The organism is Paraburkholderia silvatlantica, assembly GCF_003096715.1.
In the GTDB taxonomy this organism is placed as follows: domain Bacteria; phylum Pseudomonadota; class Gammaproteobacteria; order Burkholderiales; family Burkholderiaceae; genus Paraburkholderia; species Paraburkholderia silvatlantica.
In genome coordinates, this window is sequence record NZ_QEOL01000026.1 from 101,915 (window position 1) to 119,746 (window position 17,832).

Below are 17,832 nucleotides of genomic sequence, written 5' to 3' on the forward strand. Positions count from 1 at the left end.
TCCCTTCATACGGAAACGCGCGGCACGACGGCACGCCGCGTGCTCCGCCTGGTGGCTGGCGCGCTGCGGGACGAACCGGACCTCGTACGCGGCGGCGCCGTCTGCCCGAGGAGGTCGAAGATGCGACATCAAGCCATTGCGGTCATCGGCGGTTCGGGATTCATCGGCAGCCATCTCGTCAACGCGCTCGTCGAGGCGGGCAAGGACGTGCGCGTCGCCACCCGCCGCCGCTACAACGCCCGCCATCTCACCCTGCTGCCCGTCGACGTGATCGAGGCCGACGTGTCCGATCCGGTCGCGCTCGCGGCTTTCGTCGAAAATGCGGACGCGGTCATCAATCTCGTCGGCACGCTCAACGGCGGGCGCGGCGATCCCTACGGGCCGGGCTTCGCGAAGCTGCACGTCGACCTGCCCACGAAGATCGTCGCCGCCTGCGAGGGCAAGGGCGTGCATCGCCTGATCCACATTAGCGCCCTCGGCGCCGACCCGCGCGGGCCGAGCATGTATCTGCGCTCAAAGGGCGACGGCGAGAAGGCCGTGCACGCGGCCACGGCACTTGCCACCACGATCTTCCGGCCTTCCGTCGTGTTCGGTCCCGAGGACACCTTCCTCAACCGTTTCGCGCTCCTGCAGCGGCTCTTTCCGATGATTCCGCTCGCGATGCCCGACGCGAAGTTCCAGCCGGTGTTCGTGGGCGATGTGTCGAAGGCGATCGTCAACGTGCTCGATCTCGACGCCGCGAGCGGGCACACTTACGAACTCGGCGGCCCGACCGTCTACACGCTCGAGCAGTTGCTGCAGTATTGCGGCGAAGTCGTGGGGCGGCACGCGCGCATCATGCGGCTGCCCGACGCATTCGGGCGTTTGCAGGCGCTCTCGTTCGAGATGGCGCCGGGCGTGCCGGTGCTCACGCGCGATAATCTCGATTCGATGAAGGTGGACAGCGTGCTGACCGGGCCGCTCGCACCCGAACTCGATATCGAGCCCGCGAGCATCGAGGCGATCGCGCCGCTCTATCTCGCCGACGCCTCGCTGCGCTCGCGGCTGAACATCTTTCGCGCCAGTGCCGGCCGTTAGCCCGAAAGCGGACGATCAGCCGGCGCTCTTTCAACTCACAACGGTCATTTGGACAATGAAGCTCGTAATCGGAGACAAGAACTATTCGTCGTGGTCGATGCGCCCGTGGGTGCTGCTCAAGCACTTCGGCATTGCGTTCGAGGAGGTGCTGATCGAGCTCGACGAGCCGGCCACCAAGTCGTCGATCCTCGCGTTCTCGGCCTCGGGCAAGGTGCCGTGCCTCGTCGGCGACGACGGCTTTGCCGTGTGGGATTCGCTCGCAATTGCGGAAACGCTCGCCGAGCGCTTCGCGCAGCACGCGCTGTGGCCGCGCGACGCGAACGCACGCGCCCGTGCGCGCAGCGTGAGCGCGGAGATGCATGCGGGCTTCGGCGAACTGCGCAACCACATGCCGATGAACATCCGCAAGGTGAAGCCGGGCGCGGGAGCGACGCCGGGGGCGCTCGCCGACGTCGCGCGCATCGACGCGCTCTGGCGCGAGTGCCTCGCCGCGAGCGGCGGGCCGTTCCTGTTCGGCGCATTCGGCATTGCCGACGCGATGTACGCGCCGGTCGTCATGCGCCTGAACAGCTACCAGCCGAAGCTCTCGCCCGAAGCGGCGGCGTACGCGCAGCGCGTGAGCGCACTGCCCGCGGTGGCCGAGTGGGTCGAGGCGGCGCGCCGTGAAACGCACATCGTCGCCGACGACGAACGCGACGACGAATGAAGATCTATGTCGTAGGCGGAGCGATCCGCGACGAGATGCTCGGGCTGCCCGTGCGCGACCGCGACTATGTCGTGGTGGGCGCGACGCCCGAGCAGATGGCCGCGCAGGGCTATCGTCCGGTGGGCAAGGACTTTCCGGTCTTTCTGCATCCCGAAACGCACGAGGAGTACGCGCTTGCGCGCACCGAGCGCAAGACGGCGGCAGGCTATCACGGCTTCCAGTTCTACTATTCGCCCGACGTGACGCTCGAGGAAGACCTCGCGCGGCGCGATCTCACCATCAACGCGATGGCGCAGGAAATGCAGCCGGGCGGCGTGCTCACGGGAGACGTCGTCGATCCGTTCGGCGGCGCGCGCGACCTCCAGGCGCGCGTGTTTCGCCACGTGAGCGAGGCGTTTCTCGAAGACCCCGTCCGCATTCTGCGCATCGCGCGCTTTGCCGCGCGTTTCGCCGATTTCACCGTCGCGCCCGAAACGCTCGACCTCATGCGCGAGATGGTCGCTTCGGGCGAAGTCGATGCACTCGTGCCCGAGCGCGTGTGGCAGGAAATCGCCCGCGGTCTCATGGAAGCCAGGCCTTCGCGCATGTTCGAGGTGCTGCGCGATTGCGGCGCGCTCGCGCGCGTGCTGCCCGAGGTCGACGCGCTGTGGGGCGTGCCGCAGCGTGCCGACTATCACCCGGAAATCGACACGGGCGTGCACGTGATGATGGTGATCGACCATGCGGCCGCGCAGGGGTACACGCTGCCGGTACGGTTCGCCGCGCTCACGCACGATCTCGGCAAGGGCACGACGCCCGAGGAGGTGCTGCCGCGTCACATCGGCCACGAAGGGCGCAGCGTGGAGCTGCTCAAGCCGCTGTGCGACCGCCTGCGCGTGCCCAACGACTGCCGCGAGCTGGCGGTGCTGGTCGCGCGCGAGCATGGGAATGTGCACCGCGTGATGGAGATGGGCGCGGCGGCGGTCGTGCGCATGCTCGAACGTTGCGACGCGCTGCGCAAACCCGCGCGTTTTGCCGAGGCGCTGCAGGCCTGCGAAGCGGATTTGCGCGGGCGGCTGAACTGGGAGAACGCGCCTTATCCGCAAGCGGAGCGCCTGCGCGTGGCGCTCGTGGCCGCGCGCGGCGTGGATGCGGGGGCGATTGCGCGCTCGATCGAACGCGGCGGCGCCGGGAAGATCAAGGAAGCGGTGCACGAGGCGCGCGTGGCGGCGGTGGAAGGCGCGCTCGCTACGGCTTGATCCGTTGCGCGCGCTCGCTCAGAGCACGCGCACGATAAACGAAAGCGCCATCGACAGCACGAGCGTCGACATGAACGGCAGCGGATATTCGCGGCCGAAAATGCGCAGGGTGACGTCGCCGGGCAGCCGCCCGATGCCGAGCTTTTTGAGCCACGGCTGGGCGCTCGAGAGAATCGCCACGGCGATGAAGGTGGTGAGGAACCAGCGGATCATGATCGCGTGGCCTGAGCGTCAGAGCGTGTGGCTGCGGTCGCCGCGCGCGAACGCCGCGATGGTCGCGTCGATGCCGCGCGAAAACGCGATCACCTTGAACAGCTCGCCCATCTCGCTTTCCGAAACGAGTTTCTGCACCGCGTTCGCGGCGGGCAGGAAGCGCTGCGCATCGCGCGGATCGATCTCGCCCAGCACCTCGGTAATGCCCGCGTTCATCAGAAAGCGCGCCTGCGTGGTGTAGCCGAGCAGGTCCGCGCCCGCTTCGACGCCCGCTTCGGCAATACCCGTGAATTCCACGTGCGCGGTGATGTCCTGCAAACCGGGATAAAGGAACGGGTCGCCATGTGCACGGTGCCGGTAGTGGCACATCAGCGTGCCTTGCGCGCGCTGCGCGTGGTAGTACTCGTGGCGCGGAAATCCATAGTCGATGAAGAACGCCGCGCCGCGCCGGAGCATCGCGCAAACCGTGCGCGTGAAGGCGAGTGCGGCTTCGTGCGTTTCGGTCACGTAGTCTTCGCTGCCTTCCACGCCCGCGAGCGCGCTCTCGGGCCAGTTTGCGTCGCGCCCCGAGTTCGCCGGCTGATCGGAAAAGACGAAGGCGCCTGCTGAGTTTGCGCTCACGCCGCGCTCGTGCCAGACGGCGTCCTTGCGCGCGAACAGACGCACCGGCATCGCGTCGAGCACCTCGTTGCCGATCACGACGCCTTCGAACTGCGTGGGCAGCGCATCGAGCCACGACACGCGATCGAGCAGCGCCGGCGCGAGCGCCGCGAGGGTCTTGCGCTGGCGCTCGCGCAGCTCGCCCGACAGATCGACGATGGCGTAGGCGTCGAACGCCACGCGTGCGGCGTCGAGTGCGAGCATCACGCCCGCCGCGAGGCGGCCCGTGCCCGCGCCGAATTCCATCAGACGGCGCGTGCCGCTGGCGGCGAGCGCTTCGCCCACGGCGCGCGCGAGGGTCGCGGCGAAGAGCGGCGAAAGCTCGGGCGCGGTCACGAAGTCGCTGCCGTCATCGGCGAAGAGGCCGAACTTGCGTGCCCCGCCGCCGTAGTAGCCGAGTCCCGGCGCGTAGAGTGCGCGCTCCATGTAGCGGTCGAATGGGAGCCAGCCGCCCGCCGCCGCGATCTCGGCGCGCAAGGTGGCCGCGAGCGCCTCCGACTGCGCGAGCGCGATCGGCTCGGGAACAGGTAAACTATCGGGTTCGTGAGCTTTCGGATTCATCCCGGCATTGTAAATGAGCGCAACTCCCGGCATCCGCCCGGCTGACGCCGCCAAAAGCGCATCCGGCGAAGGATCGCGCCCCGATTCTGACGCAGCGGCGCCCGTCGTGCTGGTGACGGGCGGCGCGCGCCGCATTGGCCGCGAGTTCTCGCTCGGCTTTGCGGCGCGCGGCTGGGACGTCGCGGTCCATTACGGCGAGTCGCGCGAGGCCGCCGACGAAGTCGTCGCGCAGATCGCGGCGCTGGGCCGCCGGGCCGTGGCGCTGCATGCCGATCTCGGCGACGAAGCCCAGGTGGCGCGGCTCGTGCCGGATTGCGTAGCGGCGCTCGGTCGTCCTGCGTGCGTGCTCAACAATGCCTCGCGCTTCGACGAGGACACCGCGCAGGATGTGGGCTACACGAAGCTGCTGCAGCTCATGGCGATCAACGTGGGGGCGCCGCTCGTGCTCTCGCGCGTGCTGCACGAGGCAACGCCCGAGGCGGCGGTGGACGACGAGACGCTGCGCACGTGTGTGATCAACGTGCTCGACCAGAAGCTGTACAACATGAATCCCGACTATCTGTCGTACACGCTGACGAAGGCCGCGTTGCAGAACGCCACCGTCGCGCTTGCCCAGGCGCTCGCGCCGAAGGTGCGCGTGGTGGGGCTCGCACCCGGCCTCACGCTGCAGTCGGGCGACCAGACGCCGGAGAGCTTCGCCGCCGCGCACCAGGTCACGCCGCTCAAGCGCGCGTCGCGACCCGCCGATCTCGTGGAAGCCGCGCTGTATCTCGCGCGGGCGACTGGCGTAACCGGCACGACGCTCGTCGTGGACGGCGGCCAGCACCTCGTCCCGCTGCCGCGCGACGTGATGTTTTTGACGGGCGGCTGACGCCCAAACGTGAGTTGCATCGATATTTGCAACTAAATGCATAGCGCCGCTGCGCGCAGGACTGCGAGCGAGCGGTGCTGACGAAGACAAAGGAACGCAAGCCGCCGCGCACGAGCGGTTTGCAGACCGGCTGAACGACCGCCGGGCGCGCCGCGCCGGCCTACGTGCGAGAGAACGCACGCTTTTATCGACTGGAACCTGTATGTCCACCGTTTTGCTTCACCCCCGGCTCGCCGATTGCCGCCGGCTTTTCCTGCGCGACTACGAAGTGCACATCAACATCGGCGTGCACGACTTCGAGAAGCGCGGCGAACAACGCGTCGTCATCAATATCGATCTGTTCGTGCCGCTCGCTTCGACCACGCCGCACGAGGACAAGCTGCGCGAAGTCGTGGACTACGACTTCATGCGCTCGACTGTTGCGCAGCGCGTGGGCCGCGGCCATATCCATCTGCAGGAGACGCTCTGCGACGATCTCGCCGCGGCGCTGCTTTCGCATGAACTCGTGCGCGCGGTGCGCGTCTCGACCGAGAAGCCCGACGTTTATCCGGACTGCGACGCGGTGGGCGTCGAGGTCTTTCGCATCAAAGAGGACTGATTCATGAACGCCCCCGAAACGCTCCCCGTCGGCGAGGACGCCGCGACCGAAGAGACGGGCCGCCAGGCGCTCACGCGCCGCGAGCAGAAGGAAGCCTACGAGAACAACAAGCTGTTCAAGCGCATCGTGCGTCAGGTCGGCCAGGCGATCGGCGACTACAACATGATCGAGAACGGCGACAAGGTCATGGTCTGCCTGTCGGGCGGCAAGGACAGTTACGCCATGCTCGACGTGCTGTTGCGCCTGCGCGAGCGCGCGCCGATCGACTTCGACATCGTGGCCGTGAACCTCGACCAGAAGCAGCCGGGATTCCCGGAGCACGTGCTGCCCGAATATCTCGACCGTGTGGGCGTGCCGTACCACATCGAGAACCAGGACACGTACAGCATCGTCAAGCGCCTCGTGCCCGAGGGCAAGACGACATGCTCGCTGTGCTCGCGCCTGCGCCGCGGCATTCTGTACCGCGTGGCGGGCGAACTGGGCGCGAACAAGATTGCGCTCGGCCATCATCGCGACGACATTCTTCAGACGCTGCTGCTGAACCTGTTCTACGGCGGCAAGCTCAAGGGCATGCCGCCCAAGCTGCAGTCGGACGACGGCAAGAACGTCGTGATCCGGCCGCTCGCCTACGTGAAGGAAACCGATCTCGAGAAGTACGCGGTGCTGCGCGAATTCCCGATCATTCCGTGCAACCTGTGCGGCAGCCAGCCGAACCTGAAGCGCGCGGAGATGAAGGCGCTGATCCGCGAGTGGGACAAGCGCTTCCCGGGCCGCGTGGAGAACATGTTCAACGCGCTCGGCAACGTCGTGCCTTCGCACCTCATGGATGCGAACCTGTTCAACTTCGCGGACCTGCGCGCGACGGGCGTGGCCGATCCGGCCGGCGATATCGCGTTCGACGAGGAACCGTGCGCGACCGACCCGGCGCCTGCGCAAGGCACGGCAATCAGGTTCACGCCGCTCGACAATCTCTAAAGCCGCGCGTTTCAAGCCGGCCTCGCGGTTTGCCTCAAACGCTCCGACCCCGCATCGGAGCGTTTTTTTTGCTTTTGGCCGCGGGTCCGAAGAAAAGCAGTTGTAAAACAATGTTTTCCGGGCCACGAGAGCCTGGCCGGCCGGCGTGTCGGGGATATCCCGCATGCTAAAATCAGCCGCTTCATTCCTCATCCAGTCACCGATGCAATGAACATCGTGATCCTCGCGGCAGGCATGGGCAAACGCATGCACTCCGCGCTGCCGAAAGTGCTCCATCCGCTCGCCGGCAAGCCGCTCCTCTCGCACGTCATCGATACTGCCCGCACGCTGTCGCCCACGCGGCTCGTCGTCGTGGTCGGCCATGGCGGCGAGGCCGTGCGCGAAGCCGTCGGCGCGCCCGACGTCCAGTTCGCGCTGCAGGCGCAGCAGCTCGGCACGGGCCACGCGCTCGCGCAGGCGCTGCCGCTGCTCGACGCGAACGTGCCCACGCTCGTGCTCTACGGCGACGTGCCGCTCACGCGCGCCTCCACGCTCAGGCGTCTGGTCGACACCGCCGGCGCTGCAGGGGAAAAGACGGGCTACGGCATCCTCACCGTCACGCTCGACGACCCGACCGGTTACGGGCGCATCGTGCGCGACGCGGCAGGCCAGGTCGAGCGCATCGTCGAGCAGAAGGACGCAAGCGTTGAGCAACGCCAGATCGCCGAGATCAACACGGGCATCGTCGTGACGCCTACCGCGCCGCTCGCGGGCTGGCTCGCCGCGCTGAAGAACGACAACGCGCAGGGCGAGTATTACCTCACCGACGTGGTGCAAGCCGCGATCGCCGCCGGTCATCCGGCCGTGACCGCGCAGCCCGACGCCGCATGGGAAACGCTCGGCGTGAACAGCAAGCAGCAGCTGGCCGAACTCGAGCGCGTGCATCAGCGCAACGTGGCCGAGGCGCTGCTCGTGGCGGGCGTGACGCTCGCGGACCCGGCGCGCCTCGACGTGCGCGGCTCGCTCAACTGCGGGCGCGACGTGTTCATCGACGTGAACTGCGTGTTCGAAGGCGAGGTGACGCTGGCGGACAACGTGAGCGTGGGCCCGAACTGCGTGATTCGCAGCGCGTCGATCGGCGCGGGCACGCGCGTGGACGCCTACACGCATATCGAAAACGCGGCGGTCGGCGCGAACGCTGTGCTGGGTCCCTATGCGCGTCTGCGTCCCGGCGCGAAGCTCGCCGACGGCGTGCACGTAGGCAACTTCGTCGAGGTGAAGAACGCGAACATCGGCGTGGGCTCGAAGGCGAATCACCTGAGCTACGTGGGCGACGCGGATGTCGGCGCGGGCGTGAACATCGGCGCGGGCACCATCACCTGCAACTACGACGGCGCGAACAAGCACCGCACGATCATCGAGGACAACGTGTTCGTGGGCTCGGATACGCAGCTCGTCGCGCCCGTGCGCGTGGGCCGCGGCGTGACCATCGCGGCGGGCACGACGGTGTGGAAGGACGTGCCGGAAGCCACGCTCGCACTCAACGAGAAGACGCAGATCGCGAAAACCGGCTACGTTCGGCCGGTGAAGAAAAAGAACTGAACGGTTGAAACCCGGCGCCGCTCGCGCGAAAGTGACAGCGCGCGCGGCGCCCACGCCTCTCATTGCAAAGGATCGAATCCATGTGCGGCATCGTCGGCGCGGTTGCGCTTCGTAACATCGTTCCCGTCCTGATCGAAGGACTGCGGCGCCTCGAATATCGCGGCTACGACTCGTGCGGCGTGGCCGTCGTGACGGCCGACGGTCCGCAGCGCGTGCGCAGCGTCGCGCGCGTGGCCGAACTCGACGACCAGGTGCGCGAGGCGCACTTCGAAGGCGTGACCGGCATCGCGCATACGCGCTGGGCCACGCACGGCGCACCCACGGTGAACAACGCGCACCCGATCTTCTCGCGTGACGCGCTCGCGATCGTGCATAACGGCATCATCGAGAATTACGAGTCGCTGCGCGAAATGCTGCGCGCGAAGGGCTACGAATTCGTTTCGCAGACCGACACCGAAGTCATCGCCCACCTGATTCACAGCCTTTATCAAGGCGACCTGTTCGCCGCCGTGCGCGCCGCCGTGCAGCAGCTCGCGGGCGCGTATGCGATCGGCGTGGTGCACAAGAGCCAGCCGCATACGGTGGTCGGCGCGCGCGCCGGTTCGCCGCTCGTGGTGGGCTACGGCAAGGGTGAGAACTTCATTGCGTCGGACGGCCTGGCCATCGCGGGCAGCGCGGAGCACATCAGCTATCTGGAAGAAGGCGATGTGTGCGAGATCACGCTGGAAGGCGTGCGTATCGCCGATCGCGCCGGCCACCTCGTGACGCGCGAAGTGCGTGACGTGCAGGCCTATGGCGCTTACGGCGGCGCGGTCGATCTCGGCCCGTATCGCCACTACATGCAGAAGGAAATCTTCGAGCAGCCGCGCGCGATCTCCGACACCATTCCCGCCACCGACGCCTTCACGCCCGACCTCTTTGGCGAGAACGCGCTCGAGGTGTTCAAGGGCATCGACAGCATCCTGATTCTCGCGTGCGGCACGAGCTACTACGCGGGCCTCACGGCGAAGTACTGGCTCGAGTCGGTGGCGAAGATCCGCACCGATGTCGAGATCGCGAGCGAATACCGCTATCGCGAGTCGGTACCGGATCCGCGCGCACTCGTCGTGACGATCTCGCAGTCCGGCGAAACCGCCGACACGCTCGCCGCGCTCAAGCACGCGCAGTCGCTCGGCATGGCGCACACGCTCGCGGTGTGCAACGTGGGGACGAGCGCGATGGTGCGGCTCACCGCACTCAAGTTCCTCACGCACGCCGGGCGCGAGATCGGCGTGGCGTCGACGAAGGCGTTCACCACGCAGCTCGTCGGCCTGTTCATTCTCGCCGTCACGCTCGGCAAGCTGCGCGGCCAGGTGAATGCCGAACAGGAAGCGACGTACCTGACGGAGCTGCGCCACCTGCCGGCCGCGCTCAACGGCGTGCTCGCGCTGGAGCCGCAGATCATTGCATGGTCGGAGGAGTTCGCGCGCAAGGAAAACGCGCTGTTCCTCGGGCGCGGCCTGCATTACCCGATCGCGCTCGAAGGCGCGCTCAAGCTCAAGGAAATCTCGTACATCCACGCCGAGGCGTATCCGGCGGGCGAACTCAAGCACGGTCCGCTCGCGCTCGTGACCGAGGCGATGCCCGTGGTGACGGTGGCGCCCAACGACGCGCTGCTCGAAAAGCTCAAGTCGAACATGCAGGAAGTGCGCGCGCGCGGTGGCCAGCTGTACGTGTTTGCCGACGCCGATACGCACATCACGAGCGAAGACGGCATCCACGTGATCCGCATGCCGGAGCATTACGGACTGCTCTCGCCGATCCTGCACGTCGTGCCGCTGCAACTGCTCGCGTATCACACGGCGTGCGCGCGCGGCACCGATGTGGACAAGCCGCGCAATCTCGCGAAATCGGTGACGGTGGAGTGAGGTTGTTCGCGCGCTGATCGCGTCGTTTGAAAAAAGGGGATGCCATTGCGGCATCCCCTTTTTATTGATCGATCGCAGCAGGAGGCGTTCAGAGGCCGCTCAGAGGGCTGCCGTGGTTCCGTACATAGGCCCGGCTGGCCGCACGCGCTGCACCGCCCCTGAGGGCGCGCGACGCGCTCGCCGGGACCCTGCGCCGGTCCGCCGTGGCGACCCTCTGCCGAAACGCCGCTGGACGGTCATAATGTCGCCGTTCGATCAAGGAGGCGAAAGTGGCAAACGTGGCGCAATCCCGGCAACCGGCGCGGTCCGGCAGACCCCCCCGCCTGTTCGTGTTTTCCGGTGCGGGGCTGTCTGCGGAAAGCGGCATTTCGACGTTCCGCACCGGCGACGGCATCTGGTCACACGCGAGCATCGACGAAGTCTGCAATTACCTCACGTGGCGCCGCAACCGGCCCGCGGTGTTTCGTTTCTACAACCAGCGCATCGCCGAATGCGGCGACGCGCGCCCGAACGCCGCCCACGAACGGCTCGCGAAGTGGCAGGACGCCTGGGGCACGGAGCGCGTGCATCTCGTCACGCAGAACATCGACGACATGCTCGAGCAGGCCGGCGCGCGCCAGGTGACGCATCTGCACGGCGACATGATTTCGCTTCTGTGCACCGACTGCGACTATCGCTTTCCAGCCTCCGGCCGCGCGCTCGATCCGCAAGCCGCCTGTCCGTCGTGCGGGCAGGTGGAGGGCGTCAAACCCGGCGTGGTGTTCTTCAACGAGGCCGCGCCCGAGTACGAGACGCTCTGGCGCATTCAGTGCGACATGTCGCCTGACGATCTCTTCATCGCCGTGGGGACGGCGTTCGAGGTTATTCCACCCGAGCGGCTTTTGCCGCCTGCGCGTTGCGGGCATTACGCGCGCAATTTCCTCGTCGATCCGGCGCCTCGGCGCACGGAATGCTTCGGCGTCGTCGAGGCCAAGCCCGCGAGCGTCGGTTTGCTCGATCTCGAGCCGACAATCGAGCGGATGATGGCGGGCGATTAGCCCCACGGTGTTCTCGCGCGATGCATTGGGCAAGGGCGTGCTTCCTCGGGAGGCACGCCCTTTTTCGTTGCGCATGCGTGCTGAGCGTCGCTATTTTCCCCATAGTCTTTTCAGTATTTATATTAATAAGTAGTAACAGTTAACAAGTCCTGGCATTAACTGTGGACAACGCGAAAATTGCCTGATGGCTCATACCGATGCAAAACGGATAGCCATGCGGACAAAGCTTGTACGCGTTGCGAGCTGCCGGGATAACTTTTCGGACCGCAACGCCAGGCGCGTGGTTATCAAGAAGTGGTCCACAGGTCGTTCGCCAGGTCATCCCCAGGTTGTCCAGAGGCGGGCGTGGATAACCTGGTTCGGCGCGGCGCAATCACGCGTTATTCAGGTGAAAAAAATGGCGTCGCTCGAGAGCGGCGCCATTTATCGAAACAGTGAAGAGCGCGATATCAACGATGCGGCGAAAATCATGGCGCGCTTTTACGCCGTTTCGGCAGGTTGCAACGCGGCGCGCTGCTTCGCGAGCCTGCGCGCTTGCCAGGCCGGCAGAAGTTGGCAAGCGAGCAGGCCGGCGAGCATGAGCGCGCAGCCGGCGAGTGCGCGCGGCGTGAGCGTTTCGCCGAGTGCGGCCCAGCCCGCGAGCGCGGCGAACACGCCTTCCATGCTGAAGATCACCGCCGCGTGCGCGGGCGCGGCGTCGCGCTGCGCGACGACCTGCAGCGTATAACCGATGCCCACCGAAAGCGCGCCGCCATACAGAATGGTGGGCGCGGCACGCGCGATGTCGGCCGCGCGCAGCGGTTCGCACGCGAGCCCGATCGCGAGACACACCACGCCGCAGGCAACGAACTGAACGATCGAAAGCGCGAGCGGATCGTGGCGCGGCGCGTAATGGCCCACGAGCATCACCTGGATCGAAATGACGAGCGCGCAGCCGAGTTGGTACCAGTCGCCGTACATCACCGAAAAGTGCTCGTTGATGCTGAGGAAGTAGAGCCCAACCGCAGCGAGCGCGGCGCCGAGCCATGTGCCGATGCCCGTGCGATGACGCAGCAGCACGCCGAGCATCGGCACGATCACGACGTAGAGCGAGCTGATGAAGCCGGCATTGGCGATCTTCGTGTAGCCGAGCCCGATCTGCTGAAGCGAGATGGCGACGGCCAGCACGAGGCCGAGCACGGTGCCCGAGCGCAGCAGCGCGCCGTTGAACAGCGCTGGGGCCGCCGCGTTGCCGCTGTCCGCGGCGCCGCGCTCGCTGGCGCCGCGGCGTGCGAGCAGAAAGACCGAGACGACGCCGGCGCCCAGCAGGAAGCGCAGGCCGGTGAACAGGAACGGGCCGATGGCGTCGAGGCTCAGGCGCTGGGCGACGAACGCCGATCCCCAGATGAGGGCGGCGGTCAGCATCAGCAGATTGGCGCGCAGGTGGCGGCGGGTGGCGGATGGCAAGCGGAGATCTCTTTTCGTGGGGAATGGGCGCGGCAGCGTTTTCGACGGTTGGCGCGCGCGGCGCGCGGTGGCCGGCCTGATGTCCTGTTGGGCAAGGGGGGCCCGTCTGGGTTGCCCGTTTTTTGCGATTGCATCTGAATCGGGTATCAATCTGGCCCGAATTCGTGCGGGCCAGGCCGATTCAGCGTATTACGTGAAAAAACAAGGAACTTCCGGAAAACGAACGCGTAAATGCCGATCGTATCCGAATTGAAAGGGAATTGTCTCCCGGAAAATACACCCGGCCATTAGCGGATGACAAACGCCCTACGCTGCGTAATACTGCTTCGCGCGAAACGCCCGCCCAGATCGGCAAGCGGATCGTTTCGCGGTTTCACGCTGTTCAAATTCACAACGTGCCGGTCATTATTTGTCAGGTTTTGGGGAACAACAGATGAAAAAGATTCTCGCCTCGCTCATCGCAGCATCGTTCGCACTGGTCACGGCTTCGGCATTCGCACAAGACGCTTCGGCTCCCGCTGCAACCGCACCGGCAGCCAGCGCGCCGGCAAAGGCCAAGAAGCAACACAAGCAACTGAAGCACCACGGCAAGCGCGCCGCTGTGTCGGAAGGCGCATCGGCCGCTGGTACGGCAGACAAGGGCCAGGCAAACTAAAGCGCCCTTCAGCCATAAAAAAGCCAGAGCGTCTGCTCTGGCTTTTTTTTGCGCGCTCGCTGCGGCTGTGTGCTCAGGACGCGTCGCGTGCGAGCCCAGCCTCCAGCAATTCCGCAAGCAGGCCATTCATGCCGCCCGGGTGGCCCTCGGCGCGGGCCTTCAGCTTCTCGACGAGATCGGCGTTGAGCTTGCACGCGAAGGGCACGAGTCCTTGTGCCTGGTCCAGCTTGCGCTGTTCGCGGCGGTCCAGCGCCGGTTGCGCCGAACCCTTGCCGAAACGGTCGGGCCCGCTCTTGTGCGTCGCTTGCATCAGTTTCAGCGCCTTGTTCTTTTCAAGGTCGGTTTTCTTCATGGCCATATGTCGTGCTCCGTGTTGGGCGATGGCGCGCATTGTACGCAAACGCCTGCGTGCGTCCATCACGGCGACGTGCCTCTCGTACGTCAGCCTCTCGTACGTCATTCAGACGCGTCGAGCATCCGTACATTCCACTACGCGCCGCCTCCGCGGTCCGGCCCCTCATGACCGTTGTGGCGCTCGTGCCGCTGGTGTCGGTCATGTGCCGCATGCGCTTCGTCCGTCGGGCGGGTGAGGCCGTCGATCAGCGTGCGCATGCGCTGCCAGTGCGAGCCTTCCCAGAACACCCGCCGACAGACGTCGCAGGTCACGAAGCGCGTCTGCCGGTCGTAGACGCCGGCGGGCACACGCTCGCGCACCGCGGCGCGCTCGATCGGCCGCAGCGGCGCATTGCACATGAGGCAGAGCCGGAACGGCCGCGCGCTCGACGCGAGATCGAGCCGCCCGAAAATCTCGTGAACCTGGGCGCGCGGCTTGAGCGCGCGCACGTAGCAGCCGTGCGTAATGCTGCGCCGCTTGAGCAGCTCGCGGTCGCGCGTGAGCACGATGCGGTGCTCGGCGGCGGCGAGTGCCTCGATCTCGTCGTCGGGGAAGTGGTTGTCGTAGAGCGTATCGAAACCGGCCAGCCGCAGCAGTTGTGCGAGGCCGCCCAGATGCGCGTCGGCGACGAAGCGCAGCTCACGCAGCGGCGCGTCGCGCACGCGCAGCAGCGGCCGGATGTCGAGCGCCTCGAACTTCGGGTAGACGGCCACGCGGTCGCCATCCGCGAGCGGATGGTCGAAGCCGACCGATTCGCCATTCACGAGGATCAGCTCGACTTCCGTGTGCGGCACACCGAGCGCTTCGATCATGTGTTTCGCCGTGGCGTTGCGCGCGCAGGCGCAACTGAACGCACGCCGGCGCAGCGGCCGCGCAAGAAAGTCGTTCAGCTCCTCGTAAAAGCGGAAGGTGGCGGTGACCATGCAAAGCAGTATCGCACCGCCTGCCAGCGCGCGCGCGTGCGTTCGCACGGCGTGAGAGTCTGCCTGCAGCCCGGCCCGTCTTGTGCTGTACTGCACCTTTCCTCCGGGTTTCCCCTCGTTTTTCATGGAAGGAGCAGGCAATGGACATCGGATTTATCGGTCTTGGTGAAATGGGCAGTGCGATGGTCGGCAATCTGCTGAAGGCGGGCCACACGGTGCGCGTGTGGAACCGCACGGCCGCGAAGGCGCAGGCGCTTGCCGATGCTGGCGCGCGCATCGTCGGCACGCCGGGCGAGGCCTTCGCCGGCGACGCCGTGGTCTCGATGCTCGCCGACGACGCCGCGCTGCGCGAGGTCATCGACGCGACGCTGCTCGACCATGCGCCACAAGGCCTCGTGCACGTGAACATGGCGACCATTTCCGTCGCACTGGCCGAGGCGCTTGCGCATGCCCATGCCGGGCACGGCCTGCACTACGTGGCGGCGCCGGTGCTCGGGCGCCCGGACGCCGCGCAGGCGGCCAAACTCACGATCATGGCGGCGGGGGCGACCGAGGCGATCGATCGCGTGCAACCGCTGTTCGACGTGATCGGCCAAAAAACGTGGCGCGTGGGCGCCGTGCCGCAGCAGGCAAACGTGATGAAACTCGCCGCAAACTTCATGCTGGCTGCGGCCGTCGAGTCGCTCGGCGAGGCGGCGGCGCTGCTCGACGGCTACGGCGTCGCGATGCGCGACTTCCTCGACGTCGTGACGGGCGGACCGTTCCCGGGCCCGGTGTATGCGGGCTACGGCGGCATGATTGCGCAGCGGCGCTACGAGCCCGCGCTCTTCAAGGCGCGCCTCGGCCTGAAGGACGTGCGGCTCGCGCTGGCCGCGGCCGACGCCGCCGCGACGCCGATGCCGCTCGCGAGCGTGCTGCGCGACAGTCTGCTCGAAGCCGTGGCGCACGGCGACGGCGAGCGCGATTTCGCCGTGCTCGGCAAGGTGGCCGCGCGGCGCGCGGGCCGCGGCTGACGAATCTGCGTGAAATGAAGGGGCACAATGAGGCGCGGCGAACGTTCGCGGGCGTTTGGCGATCAAAATCTTCAGACGACCGCTCGGTGACGCACAAAGACCCGGCTGGCGGTTGAGCACAATGTGGCGCATCTCGACGGACGGCGGCCGGTTTTGCGGCGCCGCCCGCGATGTGGGGACGGGGAACCGATGACGACGGCAGGGCACGCAACGGGTCCAACGGGAAATCTGGTTGCAAGGCCAATCTCAGGGTAGGAGAACGGCGGATGGAGACGCGCATCCTGATCGCCGATAACGACGAAAAGTCGCTGGACGGGCTCAGCACCTTGCTGACCGATCTGGGCTACGGCGTATCGGTGGCCCGCACGCTCGACGAGGCGCTCGATCTCGCCGCGCGCGGCGCGCCCGACGTGGCGATCGTGGCGCTTTCGCTCGCGCAGGACGAGCCCGGAACGATCGTGCGGCAATTGCGAGCGGTCGGCGGCGAGCGCGTGCCGCTCCTGATCGCGCTCGCCGGCTGGGGCGAATCGCGCCACCGCGACGAGGCGCTGGCGGCTGGCTTCGACGTGCATCTCGTGCGGCCGGTGGGACTCGATCAGCTGATGTTCATCCTGTCGATGACAGGGCAATGATCGATATGTTGTTGTGACGCAACATTCAGGGTGCGCACTACTTTACATGTTGCATTGCATCACGCTAGTCGATATACTGCCTCTTGTCTCCTCCATGTCTCCTCTGATATGGATTCAGCCCGCCAACCATTGGCGGGCTTTTTTTCGTCTGGAGGTTTTGCAGCGGCGCAAGGCAGGCACAAACGGGCGGAAAAAGGGCGAAAAAAGGGCGAAAAAAGGGCGAAAAAAAACCGGCTCAGCGAGCCGGTTTTTTGTTTGCGCGGCAACTGCGCACGCTTCAGGCATGCAGGCCGGTGTTTTCAGCCGCGCCAATCGCGAGGTTCATGCACTGGATCGCCGCGCCCGATGCGCCCTTGCCGAGGTTGTCGAGGCGCGCAACGGTGACGAACTGCTCGTCGTTGCCGAACACGAACAGGTCGACACGGTTCGTGTCGTTGTTCGCCTGAACGTCGAACATGCCGGCGTCGAGGTTGTCATCGGCGTTGAACGGCGCCACGCGCACGAATGGCTCGCCCGCGTAGTACTCGGCGAAGAGCGCCTGCACGTCCTGCGGTTTTGCGCCGCGTGTGAGCTGCTTCGGCGAAAAATAGGTCGTCACCGCGAGGCCCTTGTAGAACGGCCCGACGATGGGCGTGAACACGGGTGCCGACTTCAGGCCGCCGTGCACCGCCATTTCCGGCAAATGCTTGTGCGTGAGGCCGAGTGCGTATGGGCGCGGGCTCGCGAGCTTCGCGTTGCCGCCCGCTTCGTACTCCGCAATCATCTTCTTGCCGCCGCCGCTATAGCCGGTGAGCGAGTAGCTGTGCGCGGCGAAATCCGGTGCGACGAGGCCCGCCTCGACGAGCGGACGCATGGCGAGAATGAACGCCGAAGCGTGACAGCCCGGCACTGCGATGCGCTTCGACTTGCGCACCTTGTCGCGCTGGGCTTGGGTCAGCTCGGGCAGGCCGTAGGCCCAGTCGGCCTGGGTGCGAAACGCCGTGCTCGCGTCGATGAGGACGGTGCGATCGTTTTCGACGAGCGAGGCCGACTCGCGCGAGGCGACATCGGGCAGGCACAGGAAGGTTACGTCCGAAGCGTTGATGAGACGGCGGCGTTCCTCGACGTCCTTGCGCTTCGCGTCGTCGATACGCAGGATCTCGACGTCGGTGCGCGGCGACAGGTATTCAAAAATCTTCAGGCCGGTTGTGCCTTCCTGTCCGTCGACAAAAACTTTCGTGCTCATCTCAGTCTCTCTGAACGCGGGGGGATTGCGGGGCGCCATCACCCAGGGCGGCGCTGGAACGGTATTTTAAGACGTCATGCCGGCACACGTGTGAACGCGCCTGGAAAAAAATCGGGGCTT

General features: G+C 66.3%; 18 protein-coding genes. 12 read left to right on the top strand and 6 right to left on the bottom strand.

Going from position 1 to position 17,832, the window contains the following annotated elements; all coding sequences use genetic code 11:
• The first annotated feature begins 120 nt into the window (after positions 1–120).
• Genes C7411_RS28975 through C7411_RS28985 form a run of 3 tightly spaced genes read left to right on the top strand, consistent with a single transcriptional unit; the run spans position 121 to position 3,021 of the window.
• Entirely contained in the window at positions 121–1,077 is a 957-nt protein-coding gene (locus tag C7411_RS28975; RefSeq protein ID WP_110387306.1) for a complex I NDUFA9 subunit family protein, read from the top strand.
• A 55-nt stretch (positions 1,078–1,132) separates the two neighbouring features.
• Complete coding sequence (locus tag C7411_RS28980; RefSeq protein ID WP_110387307.1) at positions 1,133–1,783, top strand: glutathione S-transferase family protein; 651 nt, start codon at positions 1,133–1,135, stop codon at positions 1,781–1,783.
• A complete protein-coding gene (locus C7411_RS28985) occupies positions 1,780–3,021 on the top strand; it encodes a multifunctional CCA addition/repair protein (protein WP_110387308.1) in 1,242 nt (413 codons plus the stop codon). Before C7411_RS28980 ends, C7411_RS28985 begins: the two co-directional genes overlap by 4 nt.
• Before the next feature lie 18 nt (positions 3,022–3,039).
• Here the strand turns inward: C7411_RS28985 and C7411_RS28990 are convergent, their stop codons facing one another.
• Together C7411_RS28990 and C7411_RS28995 are read right to left on the bottom strand one after the other, a co-directional pair.
• The gene (locus C7411_RS28990) at positions 3,040–3,234 is read right to left on the bottom strand and encodes a DUF2905 domain-containing protein (protein ID WP_110387309.1); all 195 of its coding nucleotides are present in this window, start codon (positions 3,232–3,234) and stop codon (positions 3,040–3,042) included.
• 18 nt (positions 3,235–3,252) lie between these two features.
• Complete coding sequence (locus tag C7411_RS28995; protein ID WP_110387347.1) at positions 3,253–4,455, bottom strand: class I SAM-dependent methyltransferase; 1,203 nt, start codon at positions 4,453–4,455, stop codon at positions 3,253–3,255.
• A 13-nt stretch (positions 4,456–4,468) separates the two neighbouring features.
• Here C7411_RS28995 and C7411_RS29000 point away from each other — a divergent pair, with 13 nt between their 5' ends.
• From C7411_RS29000 to C7411_RS29025, 6 genes are all read left to right on the top strand, one after another.
• Entirely contained in the window at positions 4,469–5,326 is an 858-nt protein-coding gene (locus C7411_RS29000) for an SDR family oxidoreductase (protein ID WP_110387310.1), read from the top strand.
• Between the two features lie 202 nt (positions 5,327–5,528).
• Entirely contained in the window at positions 5,529–5,924 is a 396-nt protein-coding gene (locus C7411_RS29005) for a dihydroneopterin aldolase (protein WP_042269113.1), read from the top strand.
• Positions 5,925–5,927: 3 nt separating this feature from the next.
• Complete coding sequence (ttcA, locus tag C7411_RS29010) at positions 5,928–6,899, top strand: tRNA 2-thiocytidine(32) synthetase TtcA (RefSeq protein WP_110387311.1); 972 nt, start codon at positions 5,928–5,930, stop codon at positions 6,897–6,899.
• Positions 6,900–7,106: 207 nt separating this feature from the next.
• On the top strand, positions 7,107–8,480 hold the full coding sequence (gene glmU / locus C7411_RS29015) for a bifunctional UDP-N-acetylglucosamine diphosphorylase/glucosamine-1-phosphate N-acetyltransferase GlmU (RefSeq protein WP_110387312.1): 1,374 nt from the start codon (positions 7,107–7,109) through the stop codon (positions 8,478–8,480).
• An 80-nt stretch (positions 8,481–8,560) separates the two neighbouring features.
• The gene (gene glmS / locus C7411_RS29020; protein WP_110387313.1) at positions 8,561–10,387 is read left to right on the top strand and encodes a glutamine--fructose-6-phosphate transaminase (isomerizing); all 1,827 of its coding nucleotides are present in this window, start codon (positions 8,561–8,563) and stop codon (positions 10,385–10,387) included.
• Positions 10,388–10,656: 269 nt separating this feature from the next.
• A complete protein-coding gene (locus tag C7411_RS29025) occupies positions 10,657–11,424 on the top strand; it encodes an SIR2 family NAD-dependent protein deacylase (RefSeq protein WP_243413382.1) in 768 nt (255 codons plus the stop codon).
• Positions 11,425–11,904: 480 nt separating this feature from the next.
• Here C7411_RS29025 and C7411_RS29030 read toward each other — a convergent pair whose 3' ends face one another.
• A complete protein-coding gene (locus C7411_RS29030; protein WP_373682680.1) occupies positions 11,905–12,828 on the bottom strand; it encodes a DMT family transporter in 924 nt (307 codons plus the stop codon).
• Between the two features lie 475 nt (positions 12,829–13,303).
• On the opposite strand from C7411_RS29030, the gene C7411_RS29035 reads away from it, so the two are divergent.
• On the top strand, positions 13,304–13,525 hold the full coding sequence (locus C7411_RS29035; protein WP_028203426.1) for a hypothetical protein: 222 nt from the start codon (positions 13,304–13,306) through the stop codon (positions 13,523–13,525).
• Positions 13,526–13,598: 73 nt separating this feature from the next.
• Here the strand turns inward: C7411_RS29035 and C7411_RS29040 are convergent, their stop codons facing one another.
• Both C7411_RS29040 and C7411_RS29045 read right to left on the bottom strand, forming a co-directional pair.
• Positions 13,599–13,883 (bottom strand): hypothetical protein, encoded by a 285-nt coding sequence (locus tag C7411_RS29040; RefSeq protein ID WP_110387315.1) that lies wholly within the window; start codon positions 13,881–13,883, stop codon positions 13,599–13,601.
• A 131-nt stretch (positions 13,884–14,014) separates the two neighbouring features.
• A complete protein-coding gene (locus C7411_RS29045; RefSeq protein ID WP_110387316.1) occupies positions 14,015–14,842 on the bottom strand; it encodes a Mut7-C RNAse domain-containing protein in 828 nt (275 codons plus the stop codon).
• 140 nt (positions 14,843–14,982) lie between these two features.
• Here C7411_RS29045 and C7411_RS29050 point away from each other — a divergent pair, with 140 nt between their 5' ends.
• Both C7411_RS29050 and C7411_RS29055 read left to right on the top strand, forming a co-directional pair.
• On the top strand, positions 14,983–15,855 hold the full coding sequence (locus C7411_RS29050; RefSeq protein ID WP_110387317.1) for an NAD(P)-dependent oxidoreductase: 873 nt from the start codon (positions 14,983–14,985) through the stop codon (positions 15,853–15,855).
• Positions 15,856–16,121: 266 nt separating this feature from the next.
• Entirely contained in the window at positions 16,122–16,487 is a 366-nt protein-coding gene (locus tag C7411_RS29055) for a response regulator (protein ID WP_165822911.1), read from the top strand.
• Between the two features lie 277 nt (positions 16,488–16,764).
• Here C7411_RS29055 and argC read toward each other — a convergent pair whose 3' ends face one another.
• Positions 16,765–17,712, bottom strand: a complete 948-nt coding sequence (gene argC, locus C7411_RS29060; RefSeq protein ID WP_110387319.1) for an N-acetyl-gamma-glutamyl-phosphate reductase — start codon at positions 17,710–17,712, stop codon at positions 16,765–16,767.
• Positions 17,713–17,832: the final 120 nt, after the last annotated feature.